The sequence below is a fragment of the Micromonospora sp. NPDC049060 genome (assembly GCF_040649055.1).
GTDB lineage: Bacteria > Actinomycetota > Actinomycetes > Mycobacteriales > Micromonosporaceae > Micromonospora > Micromonospora reichwaldensis.
Genome location: NZ_JBEZEV010000045.1, coordinates 1 through 26,082, shown reverse-complemented (window position 1 = coordinate 26,082; position 26,082 = coordinate 1). Strand labels below are relative to the sequence as shown.

Genomic DNA, 26,082 nt, shown 5'->3' with positions numbered 1-26,082 from the left:
CGACCGGCCTAGGGCGTCAGCGTCGGCCGGTCGGCCGCGGGGCTGTCGCCGGTCGGCCCGGGCGGTCAGGGCCGGCCGGTCGGCGCGGGGTCCTTCTCCAGCCAGTCCAGGATCGCGTCGACCGGCTCCCGCCACCGGGCGTCGAGCATCATGTCGTGCCCCATGCCGGGGAAGAGCAGCGGGGCGGAGCCGTACCGCCGGGCCGCCCGGGTCAGCGCCGCCGACGGCACGACCCGGTCGTCGGGGCTGCCCAGCACCAGCACCGGCGGGTCGCCCACTGCCGGCTCGGCGGCCCGCCCGGTCAGCAGCTGCCACTGGGCGCGCCGGCCGGCCCGCCCCAGCCTGCCCGCGTAGCCCCGGGCCTCCGCCTCGGGCAGCTCCCGACTGAACAGCTGCCGGCGGTGCAGCCGCAGCGGCCCGCCGAACACTGCCGGCAGCGTGCCGACCGGGTTGCGGCGCAGCGCCGCCCCGAACGTCGCCCAGCCGCCGAACACCGGCGCGACCAGCACCGCCGCCCGGGCCGGGTAGCGGGCCAGCGCGTGGGCCACCACGAGCGCCCCGGCGCCGTGCCCCACCAGCACCGCCTGGCGCGGCAGGCCCGCCGCCACCTGGGTCACGTCGTGGGCGTACGCCCGCAGCGTCGCCTCCGGCGCCGGCCCGCTGTCGCCGTGCCCGCGCAGGCTCAGCGCGTACGCCGGGAAGCCCCGGGACGCGGCGTGGCCGAGCCAGTGCTCGGCGAACGCCCAGGCGCCGTGCCCGAAGCCCGGTACGAAGAGCAGCGGCGGACGTCCCTGTTCCACCTCGGGGTTCGCGCCGAGCACCTCACGCCGGACCGGGCGGACCGGGCGGGCCCACTCCCGCCCGCGCATGATCCGCACCTGACTCACTGTTCCGGCCTTTCGTTCGCGACTGCGGGGCTCCGCTGCGCTGCACTCCTCGCGCTCACCGGTCCGGCCTTTCGTTCGCGACTGCGGGGCTCGCAAGCTCACTCCTCGCGCTCACCGGTCCGGCCTTTCGTTCGCGACTGCGGGGCTCCGCTGCGCTGCACTCCTCGCACTCACCGGGAAGCCTCCAGGTCGTGCAGCGCGCGTTGGACCGCGCGCAGGTAGTCGGCGTGGCCCACCTCGAACCAGTGCCGGCTGCTGTCCTTGACCGGCCCGGCGTAGCGCTCCCCCGCCTTCGCCGACACCCGGGCGGCGAAGGCCGCCGCCCGGTCGGGACGGGTCACGCGCAGCCGCAGCAGCCGGGCGAAGAGCACCGACTGCCAGTGCGACAGGGGGAAGATGCCCGAGTCCGGCTGCACCAGCCCGGCCACGGCCAGTGTGGGGCGACCGGGGACGAAGGCGTTCAGCCAGAGCTTCGGGCGGCCCTCCCCCGCGTCGTCGCCGAGCACCTTCGGGTCGAGGAACTCGAAGCGCGGCAGGTACCCGGTGGCGAAGACGACCAGGTCCGGGTCGATCTCCCGGCCGTCGGAGAGCTCGACGGCGTACGGGTGGAAGCGGACGACGTCCGGCACCGGCGCGATCGCGCCGTGGCCCACGTAGTAGACGAGCTGGCTGTTGGCGATCGGGTGCGTCTCGTAGACCCGGTGGTCGGGCCTCGGCAGGCCGAACCGGGTCAGGTCGCCGACGGTCAGCCGCAGCGTCCAGTGGTAGAGCCACTGCCGCACCCGCAGCGGCACGCGCAGTGCCAGCAGCGCGTCGTTGACCTGGTCGGCGGGGCGGCCGAGGACGTACTTCGGGGCGTACCAGTAGCCCCGGCGGGTCGAGTGCCAGCAGCGCGACGCCTGCTGGGCGGCCTCGACGGCGATGTCGCAGCCGGTGTTGCCGGCGCCCACCACCAGCACCCGCTTGCCGCGCAGTTGCGCGGGGTCCTTGTAGGACGAGGCGTGCATGACCTCGCCCCGGAACTCCTCCAGCCCCTCGTAGCGGGGCAGCTTCGGCGACCAGTTGTGGCCGTTGGCGATCACCACGGCCGCGTAGCGGGAGGTGCGTTCCGGGCCGTAGCCGCCGGTGCTGCGGGTGGTCACGTCCCAGCGGTCACCGGCCACGGGCTCCACCCGGACGACCTCGGTGCCGAACCAGATGTGCCCGCGCAGGTCGAAGTGGTCGGCGTACCGCTCGAAGTACGACAGCAGCCGGCTGTGGTGCGGGTAGTCCGGCCAGTCGTCCGGCATCGGGAAGTCGGGGAACTGGGTGAAGGGCCGCGACGAGATCAGGTGCGTGCTCGCGTACACCGGGCTGCGGTCGTGCCGCCAGTTCCAGGCGCCGCCGACGCCGGTCTCCCGCTCGTAGCAGTCGACGCCGAAGCCGTGTTCCTTCAGGTTCTTGATCGCCGTCAGACCGCTGGCCCCCGCGCCGACGACGCAGACGGTGTCGCCCCGGTCGGAGACCGGCCGGCCGTCGCGGGTCAGGGCGAGAGTGCTCGCCTCCGGGTCGGGCCGGCCGTGGTCGGTGGAGGTGGACACCGGGATCTCCTTTTGTGCGGCACGAGTGCCGGGTCGCGCAGCATCCTCTCCACAACGGAGCGGGTTGTCCAGCCCCGGCCGCGACGGACGGTCAGTCGGCGGCCGGCAGCAGCAGGTCGACCAGGACCGGGAAGTGGTCGCTGGCGCGGCGGGTCTGCGGGGTGTCCACCACGTCGTAGTCGACCACCGTGATCCGCGGATCGACGAAGAGGGCGTCGATGCGCCGCCGGGGGTCCGCGCAGGAGTAGGTGACCCGGTCGGCCCGGTCCATCGCCACGGCGGCGTCGGCCAGCCCGCTCGCCACGGTGGCCCAGGCCGGCCCGTCCGGCCCCTCGTTCAGGTCGGCCGCGGCGACCACCGGGCTGGTGGCCGCGTCCAGCTCGCGCTTGAACAGCGCGGCCTGTGCGGGCCGCTCGGCCGGGTCGGTGGACAGGTGCGACCCGGCCAGGGTGAACCGGGCCGCGCCGGCGACCACGCACTCGGCGTACGCGGCGCCGCGCAGGTGCCGGCCGGGGGTGAGCGGGAAGCGCTGGCAGCGCTCGGCCACCACCCGCACCCGCAGGCTGGTCAGCAGCAGGTTGCCGAGCGCGGGCAGCCCGCCGGCGGCCACCACCAGGCCGAAGGACTCCGCCAGCGCCGCCGACTTCTGCCGCCACCGGAACCGGCGCGGCCCCTCCTGCACGATCACCACGTCCGGCCTGGCGTCGCGGACGACCGCCGCCAGCGCGGCCGTGTCGTCGCGCTGGCTGTGGATGTTGTACGACACGACGCGCAGCGGCACGCCCGGACTCTGCGTCACGGTCACCGCCTCAGATCCGGCGGGCCAGGTCGGCGGCGCCGATGACGCCTGCGGTGTTGCCCAGCTCGGCCGGGCGGATCTCGGCGACGGGGAGGCGGCTGCGCTGGGCGAGCGCGTCGGCGAACGACCTGCGGGTCGGGCCGAGCAGCAGGTCCCCGGCCTCGATCACCCCGCCGCCGACGACGAGCACCTGCGGGTCGAGGATCTGCGCCATGTCGGCGAGGCTGGTGCCGAGCCACCGGCCGACCTGCGCGAACGCCTCGGTGGAGACCGGGTCGCCGGCCTGCGCGGCGGCGGTGACCATGGGCCCGGTGACCGCCTCGGCCTCGCCGCCGGCCAGTTCCAGCAGGCCGGTGGCGCGGTGCGGCTCCTGCCGGGCGGCGGCCCGGGCGAACCGCACCAGGGCGCTGCCGCTGGCGTACTGCTCGATGCAGCCGAGCCGGCCGCAGCCGCACTGGTGGCCGTCCGGCACCGTCAGCATGTGGCCCAGCTCGGCGGCGATGCCGTTGGCGCCCCGCAGCAGTTCCCCGCTGAGCACGATGCCGCCGCCGACGCCGGTGCCGATGGTGAACATGACCATCGAGTCGTCGGCCTCGCGGGCCGCGCCGTAGCGGAACTCCGCCCAGGCCGCCACGTTGCCGTCGTTCTCCACGATCACCGGCAGGCCGGTGGCGGCGCTGACGTAGTCGCGCAGCGGCTCGTCCCGCCACGCCAGGTTCGGGGCGAACAGCACGGTCGAGCGGCTGGCGTCGATCCAGCCGGCCGCGCCGATGCCGACCGCCTCGATCGCGTGCCCGGAGGCCAGCTCGCGGACCAGTTCGATGATGACGTCGCGGGTCTTGGCGACGTCGTCGGCGGGGGTGTCCCGTCGGGCCTGCACGAGGACCGTGCCGGTGGCGTCCACGACACCACCGGCCACCTTCGTGCCACCGACGTCGACTCCGATGGTCAGCGTCACCGCCGCCACTCCCCTCTGCTGTGCTGCCCGCACCGGCGCCGGCGGACGACCGGCGCGTGGTCGGGATGTGCGTTGGTCAGGCCCCGTCGCCCGGAGGTGGCCCGCCCTCGTCCCCCGGTGCCCGGGACGTGGGGACCACGGGCCCGTCGGTGGACGTCCGGACGGTCCCCGGGGCGGCCTGCCCGGCGACGTCGACGGGCGGTACGGCGGCCGGGGCGGCCTCGTCCTCCGCCCGCGTGGCGGCGGACCAGACGTCCCGTTCCGGTGCCGGCTGAGAATCATGCCCGCTACGGGTGGCCTCGCGCCACACCTGGTCGTCCCCGCCTGCCGGACCCGGGGTGGCCGCCGGCCCTGCGGGGGCGTCGGCGGAGGGCTCCGGCGGGGTGAACGCGCGCAGCAGGCTGGCCACACCGGCGGCCAGGTCGCCCGCGCCGGTGGCGAGGCGCTCGGCGAACTCGGGACTCGGATCGCGCAGGGCGGCGATGCCCCGGCAGACCGGGCAGACGCAGCATTCGGCCGCGCCGGTGGCGAAACCACCCGCGGACGGTCCCGCCGACGCACCCGGGCTGCCGCTGTGACCGAGGACACTCGACACGATCCCACCGAGCGGACCCCACTGGCCGCCCTTCGAGCCGGCCGCGGCCAGCCGGGCGGCGGCCAGCGCCGTGGCGACCAGACGTTCGGCCTCTTCCCGGGCCGAACCCGGATCCGTTGCACCCATGGTCGGCTCCCCTACCCTGCCGCGGGACGCGTCACTGCGCCGCACCGGATGCTTCTACCCGGCGCTTGAGCTGCTTCAACGCGGTATCCATGATCATTTTTTCGGCCTTGCGGCGGAACATGCCGAGCATCCCGACGGAGAGCTCGACCGCCAGGGTGTAGGTCACCGTCGTGCTGCCGTCCGGGTTGCCGTCCAGGTCGTACGAGCCGCGCTGGAACTTCTGCATCTTCGAGGGCGCCACCAGGTGCCACTCGATCCGGGAGAGGTCCTCGGCGTACTCGTAGGCCAGCACGTACTCGTCGGCCAGCACGCCGGCGTCGATGGTGAACCGGACCTGGCTGGCGTAGCCGTCCTCGTACTCCTCGATCACCTCGACCCGCCGCATCGCCTCGGTCCACTCCGGGTAGCTCGGGAAGTCGCAGATGACCGCCGCCACCCGCTCCGGTGACGCGCCGACGACGATCGACTGGGTGGAGGTGTCCGCCATGCAGGGAGGCTACCCGGCACCGGCGGCGCCCACGCCGCGCCGCCCCCGGCACGCCGGATCGAGGCGTCCGGCGGGCGACCCGCGGGCAGCCTGGGCGACCTGCCTTTATGCCCCGGCCGCCGGGGCGGGTAGGTTTCGACGGAGCCGACCCGTGGTGGCGGCCCGCCCGGTCAGTGTGAGCACGAGGGAGTGCAGGTGCGCGAGTTCTCCGTCCCGCCGATCGTCACCGTCGGCGACGCGGCCAACCTCACCGACCCGGTCTGGGACAACGCCGAGGTCGCCCCGGACGCGGTCCAGTTCGTCCGCCCCACCGGCGCGGGAGGCGCCTGGGTCGACGTCACCTGCCGGCAGTTCCGCGACGAGGTCGTCGCGGCGGCCCGGGGTCTGGTCGCCGCCGGCGTCCAGCCCGGCGACCGCGTCGGCCTGATGAGCCGCACCCGCTACGAGTGGACCCTGCTGGACTACGCGATCTGGGCGGCCGGCGCGGTCACCGTGCCGATCTACGAGACCTCCAGCGCCGACCAGACCGCCTGGATCCTGTCCGACTCCGGCGCGGTGGCCTGCGTGGTGGAGAGCAGCGCGCACGCCACCCTGGTCGCCGGCGTCCAGGACCGGCTGCCCGAGCTGCGTCACGTCTGGCAGATCGACCTCGACGCCGTGGCCGAACTGGTCCGGGCCGGCGAGGCGGTCGACCCGACGGAGATCGACCGGCGGCGGGCCGCCGTCCGCGCCGACGACCTCGCCACCATCATCTACACCAGCGGCACCACCGGCCGCCCCAAGGGCTGCGTGCTGACCCACCGGAACATGTACGCCGACATCGCCAACGCCGTGCCGGTGCTGCCCAACCTGTTCCGGCCGGGCGCCTCGACCCTGCTCTTCCTCCCGCTGGCGCACGCCTTCGCCCGGCTCATCCAGATCGGCGTGGTGCAGGCGCGGGCCACGATGCGGCACTGCGCGGACACCAAGAACCTGGTCGGCGAGTTGCAGGAGTTCCGCCCCACCTTCGTGCTCTCGGTGCCCCGGGTGTTCGAGAAGGTCTACAACGGCGCCAAGCAGAAGGCCGAGGCCGACGGCAAGGGCGGGATCTTCGCCCGCGCGGAGCAGGTCGCCATCGCGTACAGCGAGGCGCTGGAGACCCCCGGCGGCCCCGGCCTGGCGCTGCGCGTGCAGCACGCGCTCTTCGACAAGCTGGTCTACCGCAAGCTGCGGGCGGCGCTCGGCGGCCGGTGCCGCGACGCCATCTCCGGCGGCGCCCCGCTCGGCGCGCGGCTCGGCCACTTCTTCCGCGGCATCGGCGTGAACGTGTGCGAGGGCTACGGCCTGACCGAGACCTCCCCCGCCGCCGCCGCGAACCTGCCCGACGCCACCCGGATCGGCTCGGTCGGCCGACCGCTGCCGGGGGTCACCATCCGGATCGACGACGACGGCGAGATCCTGATCGCCGGCGATCTGATCTTCAAGGGCTACTGGCGCAACGAGACGGCCACCGCCGAGGCGCTCAGCGCGGACGGCTGGTTCCGCACCGGCGACCTGGGCCAGCTCGACGACGACGGCTTCCTGAGCATCACCGGCCGGAAGAAGGAGATCATCGTGACGGCCGGCGGCAAGAACGTCGCCCCGGCCGTGCTGGAGGACCAGGTCCGGGCCCACCCCCTGATCAGCCAGTGCGTGGTGGTCGGCGACCGGGCGCCGTTCATCGCCGCGCTGGTCACGATCGACGAGGAGGCGCTGCCGCGCTGGCTCGCCTCGGCCGGCCTGCCCGAGGACACCCCCGTCGAGAAGCTGCGCGACCACGACGGGCTGCGCGCCGAGATCCAGGGTGCCGTCGACGCCGCGAACCAGGCGGTCTCCAAGGCCGAGGCGATCAAGGTGTTCCGGATCCTGCCGCGCGACTTCACCGAGGCGACGGGCGAGCTGACCCCGTCGCTGAAGGTCAAGCGCCAGGTGGTGCACAAGTCGTACGCGGCGGAGATCGCCGACATCTACCGGGCCTGACTACGATCCGTCACGTGCCCGCCTCGACGCCCCCCCGGCCCCAGCCGCATCCCCTCGCCGCCGCCGCGCGCGTGGTCATGCTGGCGCTCGTCGCCGTCCTGACCCTGTACGCCACGCACGACCCCGGCCAGCTCTGGTGGATCGCGCTGCTGGCGGTCGCCGGGCTGCCCGCCCTGCTGGCGCCCGAACACCGGCCCGTCGGCCCGCTCAGCCGGGTGGCCGAGGTGCTGGTGCTGGGGCTGGCCGCGAGCCAGGTCGCCGCCGTGGCCACCGTCGGCGGGGACGTCGGCGGGCTGGGCGCCTCGGCGGTGCTGCCCTACCTGGCGGTCCCCGTGACCGTCACCGCGCTGCGCCGCCGGTTCCGCGAGGGCGTCGCCCTGCTGGCCGTCGCGGCGGCCACCCTGCTGGTCGCGGGCGCCCTCACCGAGACCGACGGCCAGCGGCAGATCGGCGAACTCGGCTACCTGGTGATCTGCGCCCAGTGGCTGATCCTGGCCGGGCTCGGCCTCGCCGCCGCCAGCGGCCTGCACCGGGTCATGCAGGTCCGCAACGAGGGCAAGCCGCAGCCGTACGCCGAGGCGACCCGGCTGCTCACCCAGCTGCGTACCGTCGCCCGGCAGCTGCCCGGGGCCACCCTGGACCCGGGCGGCATCTCCGAGCACCTGCTGGAGGAGCTGCGCACCGTGGCCCGGGCGGACCGGGCGGCCGTGCTGTCGGCCAGCGGCGGCGGCCGGCTGGTGGTGCTCGCCCAGGTGGGCGTGGAGCGGGTCGACTGGGAGACGACGCTGGACGCGGACTCGGCCATCGCCGACGCGTGGGCCAGCCAGCAGCCGCACACCGCCGCCCGCTCGCAGGCCCGGTCGCACCGCGGCGGCGACGTGTCCGCCCTGATCGTGCCGCTGGTGGCCGGCGTACGCACGGTCGGGCTGGTGGTGCTGGAGGCGGACGCGGCGCAGGCGTACCCGCCCGGCGTGGTGTCCCGGGTGACGGGGCTGACCCGCCCGGCCGCGCTGCGGCTGGAGGCGGCGCTGCTCTTCGACGAGGTCCGCTCGCTGGCCACCAACGAGGAACGGCAGCGGCTGGCCCGGGAGATCCACGACGGGGTGGCGCAGGAACTGGTGATGGTCGGCTACGGCATCGACAACGCCCTGGCGTACGTCGACGAGGACCCGAAGGAGACCGCCGAGGCGCTGCGCACGCTGCGCGGCGAGGTGACCCGGGTGATCACCGAGCTGCGGCTGAGCCTCTTCGAGCTGCGCAGCGAGGTGGACCGGCACGGCGGCCTGGCCGCCGCCATCGCCGAGTACGCCCGCACGGTCGGCGCCTCCGGCGGGTTGCGGGTGCACCTGTCCCTGGACGAGTCCACCGCGCGGCTGCCCGCCGCCACCGAGGCCGAGTTGCTGCGCATCGCCCAGGAGGCGGTCACCAACGCGCGCAAGCACGCGGGCGCGTCGAATCTCTGGGTCACCTGCGAGGTCGACCCCCCGTACGCGCAAATCGAAGTGTCGGATGACGGTCAGGGGATCGCTGACCAGCGGTCCGACGGACACTACGGTCTTGCGATCATGGCCGAGAGGGCGGAACGTATCCGGGGCCGGTTGGAGATCAGGCCGCGGCAACCGAGCGGCACGACCGTGGCGGTGGTGCTCGGCTCCTCGCCCCGGCGCGATAACGTGCGCGGTAGCGCAGCGGCAGTAGAAGGGGAGTAACCCGAGGATGACCACAAGTCCGACACCGGCCACCCGCACCAAGGTCCTCCTTGTCGACGATCACGACCTGATCCGCAAGGGCCTGCGGCACGCGTTCGAGCGCGACCGGCAGTTCGAGGTCGTCGGGGAGGCCGCCACGGCGGCGGAAGGGGTGCGCCAGGCGGGTGCGCTGCAGCCGGACGTGGTGATCATGGACCTGCGGCTGCCCGACGGCAGCGGCCTGGAGGCCACCCGGGCGCTGCGCAAGTCGAGCGCCTCGATGGGCATCGTCGTGCTCACCATGTACGCCGGCGACGACCAGCTCTTCGGTGCCCTGGAGGCCGGGGCCAGCGCCTTCGTACCCAAGACCGCGCCGGCGGACGAGGTGGTCGCCGCCGCCCGGCACGCCGCCTCCTCCCCCAGCGCCTTCACCGCCGCCGACCTGGCCGAGGCGATGAAGCGCCGGCTGGCCCCGTCCGGGCCGCAGCTCTCCCCGCGCGAGGGGCAGGTGCTGCGGCTGCTCGCCGACGGGATGAGCGTGGCGGGCATCGCCAAGCAGCTCTTCGTCAGCGAGTCCACCGCCAAGACCCACATCTCGAAGCTCTACGAGAAGCTGGGCGCGGCGAACCGGGCCCAGGCGCTGATGACCGCGCTGCGGCTCGGTCTGCTCGAGGCGCCGGACGCCCCGAAGTTCTGACCCGCTCCCGCCGGAGCCCGACGACGTACCACCGACGGGTCCGCGACCGCCCACGGGCGGCGCGGACCCGTCGTCGTCGCTTCGCGCGGCGGCGTCGAAGGGTTCGCGGCGCGCTATGGTCTCCCGGGCGACAAGGCGGCAGAATACCGGCGCGGGCAACGGTTTCCCGCACGCCGACAAGAGGGGTGAACGCATGCAGCGGCCGGACTGGGCACCCGACGAGATCGACATCGAACGCCCCAGCGTGGCCCGCATGTACGACTACTACCTCGGCGGCTCGCACAACTTCGCGGTCGACCGGGCGGCGGCCCAGGCGATGGTGGCGGCGGTGCCGGAGGCACCGCTGATGGCACAGGCGAACCGGGCGTTCCTCCGCCGGGCGGTGCAGTTCCTCCTCGACGCCGGCGTCCGGCAGTTCCTGGACGTCGGCTCGGGCATCCCGACCGTCGGCAACGTGCACGAGATCGCCCAGCGCGACGCCCCCGACGCCCGGGTGGTCTACGTCGACGTGGACCCGGTGGCGGTGGCCCACAGCCGGGAGATCCTGGAGGGCAACGACCGTGCCGTGGTGGTGCAGGAGGACCTGCGCCGTCCCGAGCGCATCGTCGCCCACCCCGACGTCCGCCGGCTGCTCGACTTCGACCAGCCGATCGCCGTGATGATCGTGGCGGTGCTGCACTTCGTGCCCGACGACGACCGGCCGGCCGAGCTGCTGCGGACGCTGCGCGAGGCGCTGGCGCCGGGCAGCTACCTGGTGCTCTCGCAGGCCAGCGCCGACGGCCGCGGCGACGACGAGCGGGCCGACGCCGAACGGGTCTACCGGCGGACCGACAATCCGCTGTGGATCCGCAGCCGCGGCGAACTCACCGCCCTCTTCGACGGCTTCGAGCTGGTCGATCCCGGCGTGGTCTGGGTGCCGCAGTGGCGCCCGGATTCCCCCGACAGCGCCGAGGACGCCGAGCGGGCGGCCTTCATCGGCGGCGTCGGGCGACTCGGTGGCTGAGCCGCCCGGGGCGACCACCGTCGCCCCGACCGGCACCACCGTGCGGCACCCGTCCCGCCCGGGGACCTTCGCCCGGGCGTGGGCCAAGGCCGTCTCCGGCACCAGTTACCTGCCGATGACCCAGGCCGAGCTGGAGGCGCTGCTGCAACGCCTCACCGAGGAACTCGCGGCGGCGCTGCTGGCCGAGCCGATCGACCTGCGGGTCGGCCACCGGGTGGGGACCGAACTGGTCGCCGCCCACATCGCCTCGGCCGAGGCGCTGGGTCGTACGGTCGAGGTCGTCCAGCTCCGACTGGCCCGCGACCTCGGCCTGGTCGAGGAGGAGGTCGAGGACCGGCTGGCCCGGCTGCTGGCCGCCGTGACCACCGGTTACGCCCGCGCCATGCGGGACCGGACGCTGGACGAGCAGGAGACGATCCGCCGGGCCGCGATGACCGCCCGGGCGGAGGCCGAGCGGGCGTTGCGCAGCAGCGAGGCGCGCTTCCGCCACCAGGCCACCCACGACCCGCTGACCGACCTGCCCAACCGCACGCTGTTGACGGAGCGCCTCAGCGCGGCCATCGACTCGCCCGCCGGGGGCTCGGCGCGCCTCGGCGTCTGCTTCCTCGACCTCGACCGCTTCAAGGTGGTCAACGACTCGCACGGGCACCAGGTCGGCGACGGGCTGCTGGTGGCCGTGGCGGACCGGCTCCGCCTGGCCCTCGACGGGCACCTGGTCGCCCGGCTCGGCGGGGACGAGTTCGTCGTCCTGGTCGAGGGCACCACCGGCACCGACGACGCCGTCGCCGTCGCCGAGACCGCCCTCGCGGCGGTACGCGAGCCGGTGCTGGTGGACGGGCACGAGCTGAGCGTCTCGGCGAGCATCGGCATCGTCGAGCGGGAGGTCGCCGGCACCTCCCCCGGTGACCTGATGCGGGCGGCCGACAGCACGCTGCACTGGGCGAAGGCCGCCGGTGGCGCCCGCTGGGCGCTCTACGACGCCGACCGGGACCGCCAGGACCTGGCCCGCTACGCGCTCTCCGCGGCCATCCCCGCGGCGCTGGAGCGGGGCGAGTTCTACCTCGACTTCCAGCCGCTGACCTCGCTGCGCGACGGCCGGGTCCTCGGCATGGAGGCCCTGGTGCGCTGGCGGCACCCGGAGCTGGGCGTCCTGCGGCCCGACAGCTTCATCGGGCTGGCCGAGGAGACCGGGCTGATCGTCCCGCTCGGCGGGTGGGTGCTGGCCGAGGCGTGCCGGCAGGCCGAGAGCTGGGCCGTCGGCACCGGGCCGGCCCCGTTCGTCAGCGTCAACCTGGCGGTGCGGCAGGTACGCCGCGCCGGCCTGGTCCAGGAGGTACGCGCGCTGCTGCGGCACACCGGGCTGTCGCCGGAACGGCTCCAGTTGGAGATCACCGAGAGCACCATGATGAGCACCGCCGAGGAGCCGGTGCGGGCCCTGCGGGTGCTCGCCGACCTCGGCGTCCGGATCGCCATCGACGACTTCGGCACCGGCTACTGCAACCTGGCGTACCTGCGGGACCTGCCGGTGACCGAGCTGAAGGTGGCCGGGGAGTTCGTGGCCGGGCTGCGGGCGCCGGAGGCCCGGGCCGACGAGCGGATCCTCGCCTCGCTCGTCTCGCTGGCGCACGCGCTGGACCTGACCGTCACCGCCGAGGGCGTGGAGACCGCCGGGCAGGCGGAGCGGCTGCGGGCGATCGACTGCGACGCCGGCCAGGGCTGGCACTTCGGCCGCCCGGACTCCGCCGAGCGCGTCCTGGCCCGCCTGCGCTGAGACCGCGGCGCCGTCAGCCGGCGAGCAGGGCGGCCATCCGCTGCGCCTGCGCCTCCCAGCGCCACTCCCGCTCCACCCACGCGCGACCGGCCGCGCCGAACTGGCGGGCCAGGTCCCGGTCGGCGAGCAGCGTGGCCACCCGGTCGGCGAGCTGTGCGACGTCGCGGCCACGGACCACGAAACCCGTCTCGCCCTCGCGGACCGCGTCCGGCGCGCCACCGGAGTCGCCGGCGACCACCGGCAGGCCGGTCGCGGAGGCCTCCAGGTAGACGATCCCGAGCCCCTCGACGTCCAGGCCCCGGTTGCGGGTGCGGCACGGCATGGCGTAGACGTCGCCGGCGGCGTAGTGGGCCGGCAGCTCGGCCGACGGCACCGAGCCGGTGAAGACCACGTCCCGGTCGACGCCCGTCTGGCGGGCCAGCTTCTCCAGCGTGGCCCGGTAGGGCCCGCCGCCGACCACGAGCAGCGCGGCGTCGGGCACCCGGCGGCGGATCTCGGGCATCGCCCGGATCAGCATGTCCTGCCCCTTGCGCGGCACCAGCCGGGACACGCAGACCACCACCGGGCGGTCGGCCAGGCCGAGCCGGAGCCGGACCGGTTCGCCGTCGACCGACGGGTGGTAGGCGTCCACGTCCACCCCGGGGGCGAGCCGGTGCAGCTCGGTCACCCCGTGCAGCGCCCGTTCCAGCCGCACCCGGGTGTACTCGCCCAGGTAGGTCGTCACGTCGACGCCGCGCCCGATCCGCCGCAACGCGGCCCGGGCGGCCGGCAGCGCGGCCCAGCCGACCTCGTGCCCGTGGGTCAGCGCCACCGCCCGGCGGATGCCCGTCCGGCGGCGCAGGCCCGCGGCGAGCAGCCCGAGGGGGGCCGCCGCGCCGAACCACACCGTGTCGCAGTCGTACGCGCGCGCCAGGCGGGCGGCCCGGCGGGCCACGAGCGGCGTGGGCAGCAGCACCCGGGTGCGGTCCCGGACCACCTCGAACGGCTGGTCGGCGTCGAACTTCTCCGCGCCCCGCCACGTCGAGGCGTAGACGACCACCGACCCGGCGGGCTGGCGCACCGCGAGGTTGTGCACGAAGGACTGGATCCCGCCGGGGCGCGGCGGGAAGTCGTTGGTGATCAGCAGCGTACGGCTCATCGGCCGGCCTCCCTGGCGTGGGCGCGGGCGGCGGCCATCCGCTCGACCGTGGACGGGTGCGTGGCGGAGTAGAGGTATTCCCAGCGTGGCGGATCGGGGTCGGCGAGGTTGATGCCGGCGAGCCGCCGCTGCATCGCCTCGAAGGCGGCCGGGTCGCCGGTCAACGCGAGCGCGTGCGCGTCGGCGCGCGCCTCCACCCGGCGCGACATCAGCGCCTGCGCCGGCGCGGAGACCAGCCCGGCCACCGTCACCAGGGCCACCAGCAGGGGGAACGCGCGCGGCTGGGCGACCGAGTCGACGCCGGCCAGCCGCAGCAGCGGGCCGGCGGAGCCGAGCAGGTAGAGCGCGACCACCGCGGCGGCGGCGCCCAGCGCCCCGGTCAGCGTGCCGACCGCGACGTCCCGGTCCTTCGCGTGCCCCAGCTCGTGGGCCACCACGGCGGTCACCTCGGCCGGTGTCGCCTCGCGCAGCAGCGTGTCGTAGACCACCACCCGCCGGGTCGGCCCGAGCCCGGAGACGTACGCGTTGACCGCCCGGGTGCGGCGCGAGGCGTCGGCGACCAGCACGTCGCGCACCGGGACACCGTCCCGGGCCGCCAGCTGCGTCAGCTGGGTGCGCAGCGGGCCCTGTTCCATCGGGGTGAACCTGTTGAAGACCGGCTCCACGAGCACCGGCAGCACGAAGGAGAGCAGCACCACCAGGGTCGCCGCGCCGGCCGCACCGAACGCCCACCACCAGCGCGGCGACAGCCGGACGACGGTGTAGAAGCCGAGCAGCGCCACCGCTCCGATGACGGCGCTGACCGCGTACGACTTGAGCAGGTCGACGGTCCAGCCACCCCAGCCGTTGGTGCTCAGTCCGTAGCGGGTGAGCACGCCCTGCCGCCAGGCGGCGAACGGGAGGGTCACCAGGTCGGCGACGAGCACCACGGCGAGCCCGCCGAGGACTGCCTGGGCGGCCCAGTGGTCGCCGAACGGGCGCCCGGCCAGCTCGACGAGCCGACTGCCCAGCGGGGTCAGGCCGAGCAGCAGGGCCACCAGCAGGCCGATCGCGATGGCGGCCCAGCCGGCGGGGCGCAGCGCGGAGCGGAACTCCCGGCTGCGGGCCACCTGCTCGGCGGGGAGGTCGCCCAGCGCGGCGAGCTGGTCGGCCCGGGGAGCCGGCGGCCGGTGCCACGGGATCAGCAGCGCCGCCGCGACGAGGAGGGCGAGGGTCAGCCCGGCGAGGGTGAGCAGCGCCCAGCCGCGCGGGGTCACCGCAGCCGTCCTGGCGCCGCGTCGTCGCGAGCAGTGCGCATCCGTACCCGCGTCATGCCGCCGCTCCCTCCGCCGTGACCGCCCATCCTATTGCCCGCCGCGCCACCGCCCGCGCGGCCCGGCACCCGCGGCCCCGGCGGCCGATCCACCCCCACTGGCGTCACCAGTTGCCATCATGACGCCATCCGAAGTCATTACGGCTTGCCATGACGTCACCTTGATGCCATAGTGACGTCATGGACCTGACGTCGTATGTCGACAACCTCCGGCAGGAACTGGCCGGCGTCGCCGAACTCGGCGGCGACGAGGCCCGCGCACTCGCCGAGCGACTGGCGGGGACGCTCGACTCGGCGCTCCGGCTGGCGCTCCTGGACGCGCTGACCGCGGCGGCGGCCGAGATCACCCGCGACCTGGCCCCCGGGTCGGTCGAACTGCGCCTGCGTGGGCGGGAGCCGAGCTTCGTCGTGACGCCACCACCGGCCGGCCCGGAGTTGCCGGGCGAGGCCGGGGCTCCCGAGCCGGCCGTCCCGCCGGCGGCGGACGCCGAGGAGGGCGCCACCTCGCGGATCAGCTTCCGCCTCTCCGAACACCTCAAGAGCCGCATCGAGGAGGCGGCCGCCCGCGACGGCCTCTCGGTCAACGCCTGGCTGGTCCGGGCGGCCACGGCCGCCGTGGCGTCCAGCGGGGCGGGCCGGCAGCCGCAGCGACGCGCCCCGTTCAGCGGGGAGCGCTACACCGGCTGGGCCCGCTGAGCCGCCCGCCGGTCCGCCGCACGCCTCCGACCATCCGTCCCGCTCCGGGACACCCACCCGCCAGAAGGGACTGCGCCGTGCCCACATTCGACACCCCGACCCCCATCTCGGCCACCGTCGACCTCGTCGTCGGTGACGTCCAGCTCACCGCCACCGACCGCACCGACACCCACGTCGAGGTCCGCCCGAGCAACGCCGCCACCGAAGCCGACGTACGGGCCGCCGAACAGACCCGGGTGGAGTACGCCGACGGCCGGCTCGTCGTCAGGTCGCCCCGGCAGCGCGGGTTCGGGCTGTTCGGCAAGCCCGGCTCCGTCGACGTGACGATCGGGTTGCCCACCGGCTCGCACCTGCACGGCGACGCCTCCGTGGCGGCGTTCCGCGGCAGCGGCCGGCTCGGCAGCTGCCGGGTCCGGATCGCGACCGGCGACATCCAGCTGGAGCAGACCGCCGACGTCGACCTCGACACCTCCGCCGGCGGCGTCCGCGTCGGGCAGGTGGCCGGTGCGGCCCGGATCAGCACCGGATCAGGACGGATCCAGGTGCAGCAGGTCGACGGCGACGCCGTGGTCAAGAACTCCAACGGCGACAGCTGGCTCGGCACGGTCACCGGCGAGGTACGGGTGAAGGCCGCCAACGGCGAGACCACCGTGGACCGGGCGCACGGTCCGGTCACCGCCACGGCCGCCAACGGCGACATCCGCATCGGCGAGGTCTCGGCGGGCACGGTGTCGGTCCGCACCGCCACCGGCGGGCTCGACATCGGCGTCCGTTCCGGCACCGCCGCCCTGCTCGACCTGCACACCCAGCTCGGCCGCGTGGACAACCACCTCGAGGCGTACGAACCGCCCGGCGAGCCCGAGGGTGCCGTGCGGGTGACCGCCCGGACCTCCTTCGGCGACATCGTGATCCGCCGCTGCTGAACCACCGCTCCGCCCGCCCGCCCGACCGGCCCGACGGCCGGCGTGAAGGAGAAGACATGCCACCCAGCTCGGCCCCGGCGGCCATCACGGTCACCAGCCTCCGGAAGTCCTTCGGCGATCACGTGGTGCTCGACGGGATCGACCTCACCGTCGCCGCAGGGACGATCTTCGCCCTGCTCGGCCCCAACGGCGCCGGCAAGACCACCACCGTGCAGATCCTGTCCACCCTGATCGGCGCCGACTCCGGCGAGGCGCGGGTGGCCGGTCACGACGTCGCGCGGGAGCCCGACGCCGTACGCGCCGCGATCGGCGTGACCGGCCAGTTCTCCGCCGTCGACGGACTGCTCACCGGCGAGGAGAACCTGCGGCTCATGGCCGACCTGCACCACCTGCCCCGGGCCGAGGGACGGGAGCGCGCGCGGGGCCTGCTCAGGATGTTCGACCTGGTCGAGGCGGCCGGCAAGCCCGCCGGCAGCTACTCCGGCGGGATGCGCCGGCGACTCGACCTGGCCATGGGTCTGGTCGGCCGCCCCCGCGTCGTCTTCCTCGACGAGCCCACCACGGGGCTCGACCCGCGCAGCCGGCAGGCCGTGTGGCAGATCGTCCGGGACCTGGTGGCGGACGGCGTCACCATCCTCCTCACCACCCAGTACCTGGAGGAGGCGGACCAGGTCGCCGACCGGATCGCCGTGCTCGACCACGGTCGCCTGGTGGCCGAGGGCAGCCCGGCGGAACTCAAGCGGCTCGTCCCCGGCGGGCACGTCAGCCTGCGTTTCGCCGACCGGGCCGCGTTCGACACGGCCGTCCGGGTGCTGCCCGGGCAGTCCCGCGACGCCGCCGAACTCACCCTGCACGTGCCCGGCGACGGCGGTGTCCGGTCGCTGCGGGACCTGCTCGACCTGCTGGACCGCGAGTCGATCGCCGTGGAGTCGCTGTCCGTGCACACGCCCGATCTCGACGACGTCTTCCTGGCCCTCACCGGTCAGCCCCAGAAGGTGGGAACCCCCCGATGAGCACTGTGACGTACGCCGTCCGCGACTCCGGCACGATGCTGCGCCGCAACCTGCGCCGCTGGGTGCGCTACCCGTCGATGACGGTGCTGCTCGTCGGCATGCCCGTCATGCTGCTGCTGTTGTTCGTCTACGTCTTCGGCGGCACCCTCGGCGCCGGGCTGGGCGGCGGTACGGGCGACCGGGGCGACTACGTCAACTACGTGACCCCGGGGATCCTGCTGATGACCGCCGGCCTGGCGGCCACCGGGACGGCGGTGTCGGTCGCGATGGACATGACCGAGGGCATCATCGCCCGCTTCCGGACCATGGCGATCGCCCGGGCGTCGGTGCTGACCGGTCACGTGCTGGCCAGCCTGGCGCAGAGCATTCTCGGCCTGGCGATGGTCACCGGGGTCGCCCTGCTGATCGGATTCCGGCCCACCACGGGCGCACTGGCCTGGCTGGCGGCCGCCGGCGTGCTGGTCATGACCGCCTTCGCCTTCGTCTGGCTCTCGGTCGCGCTGGGGCTGGTCTCCAAGAGCGTCGAGACGGCGAGCAACCTGCCCATGCCGCTGACCTACCTGCCCTTCATCGGCAGCGGGTTCGTGCCCACCGACTCGATGCCCGACGGGCTGCGGCAGTTCGCCGAATATCAGCCCTTCACCCCCATCATCGAGACCCTGCGCGGCCTGTTGACCGGCGGGCCGGTGGGGACGAACGCCGCGCTCGCGACGGCCTGGTGCGCCGCCATCGCGCTGGTCGGCTATCTCTGGTCGAAGAAGCTGTTCAACCGGGACCCGTCCCGCTGACCGTCGCTACCGACGTCCGTTCCCCGAGCCACCGGCCCGGGGGACGGGCCTCGTCGGGGCACCGGCCGTGGCCCGTCAGGCGACGCGGCGGCGTCGGGTGCGCCGCCCGGCCGGCCCGGGAGCGGGCAGGACCTCCACCTCGAACCCGGCCCGGGCGAACACCTCGATCGCCCGGGCCTCCGCGCCGTCCAGCCCGGCGGCCGGGGACGAATCGTCGAGCAGGGCCGTCACCAGGCAGTCGCCGCAGCCGGTCCCCCGGATACCGCACCCCGCGCAGTCGATGAGCATCTCGCCTCCTGATGCGCTGCGGTGACCGGGCGCGGCGTCACCGTCGCCGCCCGAGCACCGTCCGTCACCACGACGGTAGGCAGGGGGTACGACAGAAAAGGGACAACCGGTCGCGGACGGCCCGAAAGCGATCAAGCGCCCCGATCAGGAACGGGCCAGGCGGCGCAGCAGTGAGTCGGCGCCCAGCGGGTACGCCCCGTGCCGGCGTACGCCGTCGGCGACCTCCCGGTCGGAGGAGACCACGACCACCGGCCGTCCCGGCGGCTCGGCGCGGACCAGGCGCCGGATCAGCTCGTCGGCGGTCTCCCCCTTGCGGGAGAAGAGCACCCGTACGCCGCGCGGCGCCGGCGGCAGCCCGTGCATCCGTTCGGCGCCGTCGAAGACCACCGTGACCTCGTCGCCGGTCTGCGCGGCGATCCCGCCCAGGCCGGTGATCAGCCGCTTGCGCTGCTGTTCCAGGGACATCTCGCCGAAGCCGCGCTTGGTCACGTTGTAGCCGTCGACGACGAGGTGCGCCCGGGGCAGGGCGAGGAGCTGGTCGAGGCGGGCGGGGTCGTCGGTGTCCCGGGCGCGCGTCGCGGCGCCGGCCGCCGGGGCGGTGGTCTGGTCGGCGAAGGCGTCGGCGACGAAGTCCGCGGGCAGCTTGTCGACCGGATCGAGCGCCAGCTCGCGGCGCAGCCCGACGGCGGCCTGCCCGATGGTCTCCAGCAGCAGCCAGAGCCGGGCGTCGTCGACCGAGCGGGCCTCCTTGGCGCTGGCCCGGGCGACCCCCGCCGCCGCCTCCGCCTCCGCCAGCCGGGCCCGCACCCGGCGCAGCTCGGCGTCGGCGTCCGCCGTCGCGCGGGCGGCCCGCCCCCGCTCGGTGGCGAGCAGCTCGGTGGCCTTGCGCTCGCGGGCCTGCGTCTCGCGCAGCGACCGGGTCAGCTGCCGGCTCTCCTCGCGCAGCTGGCCGAGCTCCTCGCGGACCCGGGCCAGCTCGTCGCGGAGCTTCTCCGCCTCGACCCGGGCCACCGCCCGGTCGTGCTCGGCGCGGGTGGCCCGCTGCTCGGCCTCGCGGACCAGCTCGGCGACCACCGCGCTGTCGGCCTCGGCGCGGACCGCCGCGCCGCTGGCCTCGATCAGCTCCCGCCAGCCCCGGGGGCGGGCCAGGTAGGCCAGCGCGGCCACCTCGACCGGGTCGGCGGCGGCCGGCGCGGTGCCCTCCAGCACGGCGGCGCCCAGGTCGCCGGTGTCGGCGAGGACCCGGGCGGTGATCCGTTGGCGGAACAGCGGGTCCGCGGTGAGCTGGGCGGCGATGGCCGGGGCGCCGAGCCGGGCCCGGCGGTTGGGGGCGAACTTGGCGACCCGGCGCAGCGGGACCGGCACCTCGTCGGCGGGCAGCCCGGGCAGCACCGTCGCGGTGAGCGCCACGATGCGCTGGCGGACCGGCTCCGGCAGCACGGGCTCCGGCTCGGGCACCGCCGCCTCAAGCTCGGCAGCCTCGGACTCGGGCGCCTCAGCCTCGGAAGCCTCGGACTCGGGCGCCTCGGACTCGGGCGCCGAAGCAGACGCCTCGGAGGCCGGGGTGGTCCCGGCGGGGGCGCCCTCACCGGGGTCGCGCGCAGCGTCGACCGGATCCTCCTGCCGGAGGTGGTCGTCGTGCGGCTCGGTGAGGGGCATGTGGCAAGTCTCCCACCGCGACCGGGCCCACCGCCCGGTGAGTGAGCCGATCTCTCATCCTAGACCGGTGGTGACGTCTGATGCCGTTGGGACGGGAGTGTCGGACCGGACCGTTAGCGTGCCGCCGATGGCACAGACCGAGTACGTCCAGGAGCCGCTGGCCGGTTTCGACCCCGGCGCGGGCGGGGTCGACCCGGCGCTGCCGCTGTACGCGACGACGTTCGTGGTGGTCGACCTGGAGACCACCGGCGGCGCGCCGGACGGCGGCGGGATCACCGAGATCGGCGCGGTCAAGGTGCGCGGCGGCGAGGAGCTGGGCGTGCTGGCCACCCTGGTCAACCCCGGCGTGCCCATCCCCCCGTTCATCACCGTGCTCACCGGCATCACCCAGGCCATGCTGGTGCCGGCCCCGCCGATCGAGCAGGTGCTGCCGAGCTTCCTGGAGTTCATCACCGACGCCGTGCTGGTCGCCCACAACGCCCCCTACGACGTGGGCTTCCTCAAGGCCGCGTGCGCGAAGCACGGCTACCGCTGGCCCAACCCGCGGGTGCTCGACACCGCCGCGCTGGCCCGCCGGGTGCTCACCCGCGACGAGGTGCCCAACCGCAAGCTCGGCACCCTCGCGGCCTACTTCCGCACCGCCACCCAGCCGACCCACCGGGCGCTCGACGACGCCAAGGCCACCGTCGACGTGCTGCACGGGCTGATCGCCCGGCTGGGCGGGCACCGGGTCGACACCGTCGGCGACGCCATCGAGTTCGCCCGGGCGGTCACCCCCACCCAGCGGCGCAAGCGGCACCTGGCCGAGGGCCTGCCCAAGGCGCCGGGGGTCTACATCTTCCGGGCCGCCGACGACCGGCCGCTCTACGTCGGCACCTCCGGCGACATCGCCACCCGGGTGCGCAGCTACTTCACGGCGGCGGAGAAGCGGGCCCGGATCTCCGAGATGCTCGCCGCCGCGGAGCGGGTGGAGGCGGTGGAGTGCGCCCACTCGCTGGAGGCGGAGGTCCGCGAGCTGCGGCTGATCGGGGCGCACGCCCCGCCGTACAACCGGCGGTCGAAGTTCCCGGAGCGGGTGCTCTGGCTGAAGCTGACCGACGGGCCGTACCCCCGGCTGTCGGTGGTCCGGGCCATCTCCCCCGGCGACGCCGCCTACCTCGGGCCGTTCAGCTCCCGTCGGGCGGCGGAGCTGGCCGCCGCCGGCTTCCACGACGCCGTGCCGCTGCGCCAGTGCACCCACCGGCTCTCGCTGCGCACGGTCACGCCGGCCTGCGCGCTGGCCGAGCTGGGTCGCTGTCCGGCGCCCTGCGAGCACCGGATCTCCCCCGAGGAGTACGACGCCCGCGCGGTCGCGCCGTTCCGCACCGCCACCGCCAGCGACCCGCAGCGGGTGGTCGACGCCCTGCTCGCCCGGATCGACACGCTCTCGGACGCCCAGCGCTACGAGGAGGCGGCGGTGGCCCGGTCCCGGCTGGCGGCGGTGCTGCGGGCGACCGTGCGGATGCAACGGCTGACGGCGCTGACCGGGATCGCCGAGCTGGCCGCCGCGCGTCCGGCGGCCCGCGGCGGCTGGGAGCTGGCGCTGGTGCGGCACGGCCGGCTGGCCGGGGCGGGGGTCTCACCCGCCGGCGTCCACCCCCGACCGACGATCGCCGCGATCCGGGCGACCGCCGAGACCGTCCCGCCCGGCCACGGCCCGGTCCCGCGCGCCTCGGCCGAGGAGACCGAACGCATCCTGTCCTGGTTGGAGCGACCGGAGACCAGGCTGGTGGAGATGTCGTCCGGCTGGGCGTCCCCCGTGGCCGGTGCGGCCCGCTTCCGCGACCTGCTGCGCAAGGCCGAGAACGCCGCTTCCCACCAAAGCTCGACCGAACGCCCATGACCAAGTGACCGATCGGACTACCTCCACTCCCTTAGGCTGTTAGAGAAGTGCAGTCCTGCCCGTTTCGTGGGCCTGCTCCCGGTTGCCGGGTTTCGGCGGCCGTGGAGCCGGGGTGAGGAGGTGTCCCACGTGGACGTCGACGCCGGACACGGCGCCGCCCTGGGGGGCGCCCTTCCGACCCAGGCGGGCGAGCTGCCGCTGGCCCGCCGGCTGCGCTCGCTGCTGAGCTGGCCCACCGCCGACACCGATCCGGTCAGCCAACTCGTCCGGACCCACCGGACGATCCATCCCGGCACCGAGCCCTCCGTGCTGCGCCGGGCCTACACGATCGCGGAGAACATGCACCGCGGGCAGTTCCGCAAGAGCGGCGAGCCCTACATCACGCACCCGCTGGCGGTGGCGCAGATCTGCGCCGAGATCGGCATGGACGCCATCACCCTGGTCGCCGCGCTGCTGCACGACACCGTGGAGGACACCCGCTACACCCTCCAGGCGCTCGCCGAGGACTTCGGGCCGGAGGTGGCGCACCTGGTCGACGGGGTGACCAAGTTCGACAAGGCCTTCTACGGCAAGGCCGCCGAGGCCGAGACGATCCGCAAGATGATCATCGCGGCCGGCAAGGACGTCCGGGTCCTGATCATCAAGTTGGCCGACCGGCTGCACAACATGCGCACCCTGGGCGTCCGGTCCGCGGCGTCCCGGGAGCGGATCGCCCGCAAGACGCAGGAGGTGCTGGTCCCGCTCTGCGACCGGCTCGGCATCCAGACGCTCAAGCGCGAGCTCGACGACGTGGTGCTGCTGCACCTGGAGCCCGACGAGCACGCCCGGATCGCCCGGCACGTGCACGACCGGCCCGGCTGGGACGCGTACCTCGACGAGGTGGTCACCAGCGCGAAGTCGGCCCTGCGCCGCAGCCGGGTGGACGCGGCGGTGACCCCCCGCTCCCGGCACCTCTACTCGATCTGGAAGGACACCGTGGCCGGTGGCCACAGCGCCCCCTTCGACCTGCCCCGCATCGTGATCGTGGTGGACGGCCCGGCGACCGACTGCTACGCGGCGCTCGGCGCGGTCCACGGCGTGTGGCGACCGGTCCCCGGCCGGTTCAAGGACTTCATCGCCTCCCCCAAGAACAACCTCTACCGCTCGCTGCACACCACCGTCTGCGGGCCCAGGAACCGCACCGTCGAGGTGCTGATCCGCACCGTGGAGATGCACCGCTCGGCGGAGTACGGGGTCGCCGCCGACTTCCGTTTCCCGCGTTCCGGCGGCGGCACGGCCCGGGCGGAGCAGCTCGACTGGCTGCGCCGGGTGCTCGACTGGGAGCAGGACGCGGCCGACCCGGCCCAGTTCCTCGAATCGCTGCGCTGCGACCTCGCCGAGGCGCAGATCCAGGTCTTCGCCGACGGGCGACAGGTCGTGCTGCCCGCCGGGGCGACCCCGGTGGACCTCGCGTACGAGTTGGCCACCGAGCGGGGCGACCACTGCCTCGCGGCGCGGATCAACGGCCGGCTGGCCCCGCTCTCCTCCGAGTTGGACGAGGGCGACGTGGTGGAGATCTTCACCGAGACCGACGCGGCCAACGGTTTCGACGCCGACGTCGCCCCGCGTGGCCCCCGCCGGGAGTGGCTCGGCTTCGTCAAGTCACCGCAGGCGCAGATGCAGATCAGCAGGTGGTTCGCCGAGCACACCGAGCCCGGCATCTCCATCACCGACAAGGTCCGCCTCGGCCGGGCCACCATCGGGCTGGCCCTGCGCAAGCACGACCGGGGCCTCGCCAGCGACCTGCCGCTGCTGCGGCTGTCGGAGGAGTTGGGCTACCCCGACCTGGAGACGCTGCTGGTCGCGGTCTTCGACCGGGTGATCGAACCGGACACGGTCGTACGCCAGCTCATCGACCTGGTGGACCACCGGCAGTGACCGCCCCGGGCCCGGGTGGTCCGAACGCTCCTCGCGGCCACTAGCCTGGACGCATGATCCCCCGCTCGCGCGCCACCGGTCGAGCCGTCGCCTACCAGGTCTTCTACCGGCTGCCACTGCCGGTACGCCGCCGCCTGGTCCGGCTGGCCGTGCCGAAGTACATCGTCGGCGCGGTCACCCTGGTCCGGGACAGCGAGGCGGCGGGCGCGGGCCGGCTGCTGCTGCTGCGTCAGCCGCCCGGCAGGGGCTGGGGCCTGCCGGCCGGCCTGTTGCAGAAGGGCGAGGCGCCGGTGGTGGGCGCCGCCCGGGAGCTGCACGAGGAGTCCGGCATCCGGCTGTCGCCCCGGCAGTTGAGCCCCGCCGTGCCGAACGCCGTGGTGCACGCCAAGGGCTGGGTGGACGTCGTGTTCACCGCCGAGGTGCCGGCGTCGAGCACCGAGTTGAAGGTCGACGGGGCCGAGGTCTACGAGGCCGCCTGGCACCCGCTGGACGACCTGCCCAAGCTGACCTGGCCGACGGCCCGGCTGCTCGCGTACTACGACATCGGGCCGCTGGCCGGGCAGTTCCCGCCACCGGTGCCCGACAGGAAGCCGTGACCGCAGCCCCGGCGGAGGTCTGCGCGGTGGTGCTCGCCGCCGGCGAGGGCACCCGGCTGCGGCCGCTGACCGAGCGGCTGCCCAAGGCGCTCTGCCCGGTCGGCAACGTGCCGCTGCTCGACCGGGCGCTGCACCGGCTGGCCGGGCTCGGCCTGGTCGGGCCCGGCCGGGTCGCCGTCAACGCCTGCTACCTCGGCGACCAGGTCGTCGAGCACGTCGGGGACCGCGCCCACCTCTCGGTCGAGCCGGGCGACCCGCTCGGCACCGCCGGCGGCGTGGCGAACCTGCGGGACTGGATCGCCGGGCGCGGGGTGCTGGTCGGCAACGCCGACGCCTACCTCGCCGACCCGGCCCGTCCCCCGGGCCCCGACATCGCCGCGCTGCTGCACGACTGGGACGGCGACTCCGTACGCCTGCTCGGCCAGCCCGCCCCTGACCCGGCGGCACCGGGCACCTTCGACGGCCACGTCTTCACCGGCTTCTCGCTGCTGCCGTGGCGGCTGGTGCGGGAGCTGCCGGTCGGGTTCGGCGACCTCGTCCGGGCGCTCTGGCGTCCGGCGGAGGCGGCCGGCGCGCTGACCGTCGTGCCGTACCCCGGCACCTTCTACGACACCGGCACCCCGGCCGACTACCTGGCGGCCAACCTGCACGCGGCCGGCGGCGGCAACCTGGTGGACCCGACGGCCACGGTGACGGGCCGCTGCCGCTCGGCGGTGGTCGGCGCGGGCGCCGTCGTGCACGGCGACGTGGAGCGGGCGGTCGTCTGGCCCGGCGCCACCGTCGGGCCCGGCGAGCACCTGCGCGACGCGGTACGCGCCGGAACCGCCCTCACCGTCCCCGGCACACCGCCGTCCCCGGGCCGGGGAAGCCTCTAGCATGGGCGACGACGCCGACGAACGGAGAAATGTCCCGTGATCACCGCGATCGTGCTGATCGACTGCGCCACCGACTCGATCCCCGAGGTGGCCGAGAACCTGGCCAACCTGCCCGGCGTCAGCGAGGTCTACTCGGTGGCGGGCCACGTCGACCTGATCGCGATGGTCCGGGTCCGGGAGTTCGAGCAGATCGCCCAGGTGATCGCCGGCAGCATCTCCAAGGTGCCCGGGGTGCTCAACACCGAGTCGCACATCGCCTTCCGGGCGTACTCCCAGCACGATCTGGAGGAGGCCTTCGCGATCGGCCTCGCGAACGCCGACTGACACGCGGGTGTAAGGAAGGCACCGTCCTATCGCGTACGCGATAGGACGGTGCCTTCCTTAACCTGAAGCCCGGCGGGCGGCC

Annotated in this window: 24 protein-coding genes; 14 read left to right on the top strand and 10 right to left on the bottom strand. The window is 74.8% G+C overall.

Annotation, left to right across the window (positions count from 1 at the left end):
• Positions 1–65: 65 nt before the first annotated feature.
• The 6 genes from AB0B83_RS17725 to AB0B83_RS17700 all read right to left on the bottom strand — a co-directional run bounded on the left by AB0B83_RS17725 (position 66) and on the right by AB0B83_RS17700 (position 5,432).
• A complete protein-coding gene (locus tag AB0B83_RS17725) occupies positions 66–869 on the bottom strand; it encodes an alpha/beta fold hydrolase (protein WP_357579107.1) in 804 nt (267 codons plus the stop codon).
• A gap of 188 nt (positions 870–1,057) precedes the next feature.
• The gene (locus AB0B83_RS17720; RefSeq protein ID WP_357579096.1) at positions 1,058–2,467 is read right to left on the bottom strand and encodes an NAD(P)-binding domain-containing protein; all 1,410 of its coding nucleotides are present in this window, start codon (positions 2,465–2,467) and stop codon (positions 1,058–1,060) included.
• A 91-nt stretch (positions 2,468–2,558) separates the two neighbouring features.
• Positions 2,559–3,266: an endonuclease/exonuclease/phosphatase family protein gene (locus tag AB0B83_RS17715; RefSeq protein WP_357579095.1), complete on the bottom strand. Its 708-nt coding sequence runs from the start codon at positions 3,264–3,266 to the stop codon at positions 2,559–2,561.
• 10 nt (positions 3,267–3,276) lie between these two features.
• Positions 3,277–4,224, bottom strand: a complete 948-nt coding sequence (locus AB0B83_RS17710) for an ROK family glucokinase (protein ID WP_357579094.1) — start codon at positions 4,222–4,224, stop codon at positions 3,277–3,279.
• A 76-nt stretch (positions 4,225–4,300) separates the two neighbouring features.
• Positions 4,301–4,945, bottom strand: coding sequence for a hypothetical protein (locus AB0B83_RS17705; RefSeq protein WP_357579093.1), 645 nt, complete (start codon positions 4,943–4,945; stop codon positions 4,301–4,303).
• 31 nt (positions 4,946–4,976) lie between these two features.
• Positions 4,977–5,432 (bottom strand): SRPBCC family protein, encoded by a 456-nt coding sequence (locus AB0B83_RS17700; RefSeq protein WP_357579092.1) that lies wholly within the window; start codon positions 5,430–5,432, stop codon positions 4,977–4,979.
• A gap of 195 nt (positions 5,433–5,627) precedes the next feature.
• Here AB0B83_RS17700 and AB0B83_RS17695 point away from each other — a divergent pair, with 195 nt between their 5' ends.
• From AB0B83_RS17695 to AB0B83_RS17675, 5 genes are all read left to right on the top strand, one after another.
• The gene (locus AB0B83_RS17695) at positions 5,628–7,430 is read left to right on the top strand and encodes an AMP-dependent synthetase/ligase (protein ID WP_357579091.1); all 1,803 of its coding nucleotides are present in this window, start codon (positions 5,628–5,630) and stop codon (positions 7,428–7,430) included.
• Positions 7,431–7,444: 14 nt separating this feature from the next.
• Positions 7,445–9,139, top strand: a complete 1,695-nt coding sequence (locus AB0B83_RS17690; RefSeq protein ID WP_357579090.1) for a GAF domain-containing sensor histidine kinase — start codon at positions 7,445–7,447, stop codon at positions 9,137–9,139.
• Positions 9,140–9,146: 7 nt separating this feature from the next.
• Positions 9,147–9,815: a response regulator transcription factor gene (locus AB0B83_RS17685; protein ID WP_007072219.1), complete on the top strand. Its 669-nt coding sequence runs from the start codon at positions 9,147–9,149 to the stop codon at positions 9,813–9,815.
• Between the two features lie 193 nt (positions 9,816–10,008).
• Positions 10,009–10,818, top strand: a complete 810-nt coding sequence (locus AB0B83_RS17680; protein ID WP_311411559.1) for an SAM-dependent methyltransferase — start codon at positions 10,009–10,011, stop codon at positions 10,816–10,818.
• A 115-nt stretch (positions 10,819–10,933) separates the two neighbouring features.
• Positions 10,934–12,589, top strand: coding sequence for a bifunctional diguanylate cyclase/phosphodiesterase (locus AB0B83_RS17675; protein WP_357579106.1), 1,656 nt, complete (start codon positions 10,934–10,936; stop codon positions 12,587–12,589).
• 13 nt (positions 12,590–12,602) lie between these two features.
• Here AB0B83_RS17675 and AB0B83_RS17670 read toward each other — a convergent pair whose 3' ends face one another.
• Complete coding sequence (locus tag AB0B83_RS17670) at positions 12,603–13,727, bottom strand: glycosyltransferase family 4 protein (protein ID WP_132236171.1); 1,125 nt, start codon at positions 13,725–13,727, stop codon at positions 12,603–12,605.
• The gene (locus tag AB0B83_RS17665; protein ID WP_357579089.1) at positions 13,724–14,983 is read right to left on the bottom strand and encodes a M48 family metallopeptidase; all 1,260 of its coding nucleotides are present in this window, start codon (positions 14,981–14,983) and stop codon (positions 13,724–13,726) included. The genes AB0B83_RS17670 and AB0B83_RS17665 overlap by 4 nt, the downstream gene beginning before the upstream one ends.
• A 236-nt stretch (positions 14,984–15,219) precedes the next feature.
• On the opposite strand from AB0B83_RS17665, the gene AB0B83_RS17660 reads away from it, so the two are divergent.
• The 4 genes from AB0B83_RS17660 (at position 15,220) to AB0B83_RS17645 (ending at position 18,459) form a co-directional block, all read left to right on the top strand.
• Complete coding sequence (locus AB0B83_RS17660; protein ID WP_357579088.1) at positions 15,220–15,735, top strand: hypothetical protein; 516 nt, start codon at positions 15,220–15,222, stop codon at positions 15,733–15,735.
• Between the two features lie 77 nt (positions 15,736–15,812).
• Positions 15,813–16,658: a DUF4097 family beta strand repeat-containing protein gene (locus tag AB0B83_RS17655; RefSeq protein WP_151454483.1), complete on the top strand. Its 846-nt coding sequence runs from the start codon at positions 15,813–15,815 to the stop codon at positions 16,656–16,658.
• Positions 16,659–16,714: 56 nt separating this feature from the next.
• A complete protein-coding gene (locus tag AB0B83_RS17650) occupies positions 16,715–17,671 on the top strand; it encodes an ATP-binding cassette domain-containing protein (protein ID WP_357579087.1) in 957 nt (318 codons plus the stop codon).
• Positions 17,668–18,459, top strand: coding sequence for an ABC transporter permease (locus AB0B83_RS17645; RefSeq protein WP_357579086.1), 792 nt, complete (start codon positions 17,668–17,670; stop codon positions 18,457–18,459). The genes AB0B83_RS17650 and AB0B83_RS17645 overlap by 4 nt, the downstream gene beginning before the upstream one ends.
• A gap of 75 nt (positions 18,460–18,534) precedes the next feature.
• Here the strand turns inward: AB0B83_RS17645 and AB0B83_RS17640 are convergent, their stop codons facing one another.
• Both AB0B83_RS17640 and AB0B83_RS17635 read right to left on the bottom strand, forming a co-directional pair.
• Positions 18,535–18,747, bottom strand: coding sequence for a hypothetical protein (locus tag AB0B83_RS17640; RefSeq protein WP_151454486.1), 213 nt, complete (start codon positions 18,745–18,747; stop codon positions 18,535–18,537).
• Between the two features lie 144 nt (positions 18,748–18,891).
• Positions 18,892–20,406, bottom strand: coding sequence for an NYN domain-containing protein (locus AB0B83_RS17635; RefSeq protein ID WP_357579085.1), 1,515 nt, complete (start codon positions 20,404–20,406; stop codon positions 18,892–18,894).
• 127 nt (positions 20,407–20,533) lie between these two features.
• On the opposite strand from AB0B83_RS17635, the gene AB0B83_RS17630 reads away from it, so the two are divergent.
• The 5 genes from AB0B83_RS17630 to AB0B83_RS17610 all read left to right on the top strand — a co-directional run bounded on the left by AB0B83_RS17630 (position 20,534) and on the right by AB0B83_RS17610 (position 26,000).
• Positions 20,534–22,288, top strand: coding sequence for a DEDD exonuclease domain-containing protein (locus AB0B83_RS17630; RefSeq protein ID WP_357579084.1), 1,755 nt, complete (start codon positions 20,534–20,536; stop codon positions 22,286–22,288).
• A 129-nt stretch (positions 22,289–22,417) separates the two neighbouring features.
• Positions 22,418–24,205: an HD domain-containing protein gene (locus AB0B83_RS17625; protein WP_357579105.1), complete on the top strand. Its 1,788-nt coding sequence runs from the start codon at positions 22,418–22,420 to the stop codon at positions 24,203–24,205.
• Positions 24,206–24,258: 53 nt separating this feature from the next.
• Complete coding sequence (locus tag AB0B83_RS17620; protein ID WP_357579083.1) at positions 24,259–24,801, top strand: NUDIX domain-containing protein; 543 nt, start codon at positions 24,259–24,261, stop codon at positions 24,799–24,801.
• Complete coding sequence (locus AB0B83_RS17615; RefSeq protein ID WP_357579082.1) at positions 24,798–25,676, top strand: sugar phosphate nucleotidyltransferase; 879 nt, start codon at positions 24,798–24,800, stop codon at positions 25,674–25,676. The genes AB0B83_RS17620 and AB0B83_RS17615 overlap by 4 nt, the downstream gene beginning before the upstream one ends.
• Positions 25,677–25,712: 36 nt before the next feature.
• The gene (locus tag AB0B83_RS17610) at positions 25,713–26,000 is read left to right on the top strand and encodes an Lrp/AsnC ligand binding domain-containing protein (RefSeq protein WP_088999172.1); all 288 of its coding nucleotides are present in this window, start codon (positions 25,713–25,715) and stop codon (positions 25,998–26,000) included.
• Positions 26,001–26,082 lie beyond the last annotated feature (82 nt).

Excerpts from the sequence above, each read along its gene's own strand:
- AB0B83_RS17640 (WP_151454486.1), bottom strand. The coding sequence starts at position 18,747 with ATGCTCATCGACTGCGCGGGGTGCGGTATCCGGGGGACCGGCTGCGGC.
- AB0B83_RS17725 (WP_357579107.1), bottom strand. The coding sequence starts at position 869 with ATGCGCGGGCGGGAGTGGGCCCGCCCGGTCCGCCCGGTCCGGCGTGAG.
- AB0B83_RS17685 (WP_007072219.1), top strand. The coding sequence starts at position 9,147 with ATGACCACAAGTCCGACACCGGCCACCCGCACCAAGGTCCTCCTTGTC.
- AB0B83_RS17630 (WP_357579084.1), top strand. The coding sequence starts at position 20,534 with ATGGCACAGACCGAGTACGTCCAGGAGCCGCTGGCCGGTTTCGACCCC.
- AB0B83_RS17680 (WP_311411559.1), top strand. The coding sequence starts at position 10,009 with ATGCAGCGGCCGGACTGGGCACCCGACGAGATCGACATCGAACGCCCC.
- AB0B83_RS17620 (WP_357579083.1), top strand. The coding sequence starts at position 24,259 with ATGATCCCCCGCTCGCGCGCCACCGGTCGAGCCGTCGCCTACCAGGTC.
- AB0B83_RS17635 (WP_357579085.1), bottom strand. The coding sequence starts at position 20,406 with ATGCCCCTCACCGAGCCGCACGACGACCACCTCCGGCAGGAGGATCCG.
- AB0B83_RS17670 (WP_132236171.1), bottom strand. The coding sequence starts at position 13,727 with ATGAGCCGTACGCTGCTGATCACCAACGACTTCCCGCCGCGCCCCGGC.
- AB0B83_RS17650 (WP_357579087.1), top strand. The coding sequence starts at position 16,715 with ATGCCACCCAGCTCGGCCCCGGCGGCCATCACGGTCACCAGCCTCCGG.
- AB0B83_RS17645 (WP_357579086.1), top strand. The coding sequence starts at position 17,668 with ATGAGCACTGTGACGTACGCCGTCCGCGACTCCGGCACGATGCTGCGC.
- AB0B83_RS17660 (WP_357579088.1), top strand. The coding sequence starts at position 15,220 with ATGGACCTGACGTCGTATGTCGACAACCTCCGGCAGGAACTGGCCGGC.
- AB0B83_RS17700 (WP_357579092.1), bottom strand. The coding sequence starts at position 5,432 with ATGGCGGACACCTCCACCCAGTCGATCGTCGTCGGCGCGTCACCGGAG.
- AB0B83_RS17675 (WP_357579106.1), top strand. The coding sequence starts at position 10,934 with ATGACCCAGGCCGAGCTGGAGGCGCTGCTGCAACGCCTCACCGAGGAA.
- AB0B83_RS17705 (WP_357579093.1), bottom strand. The coding sequence starts at position 4,945 with ATGGGTGCAACGGATCCGGGTTCGGCCCGGGAAGAGGCCGAACGTCTG.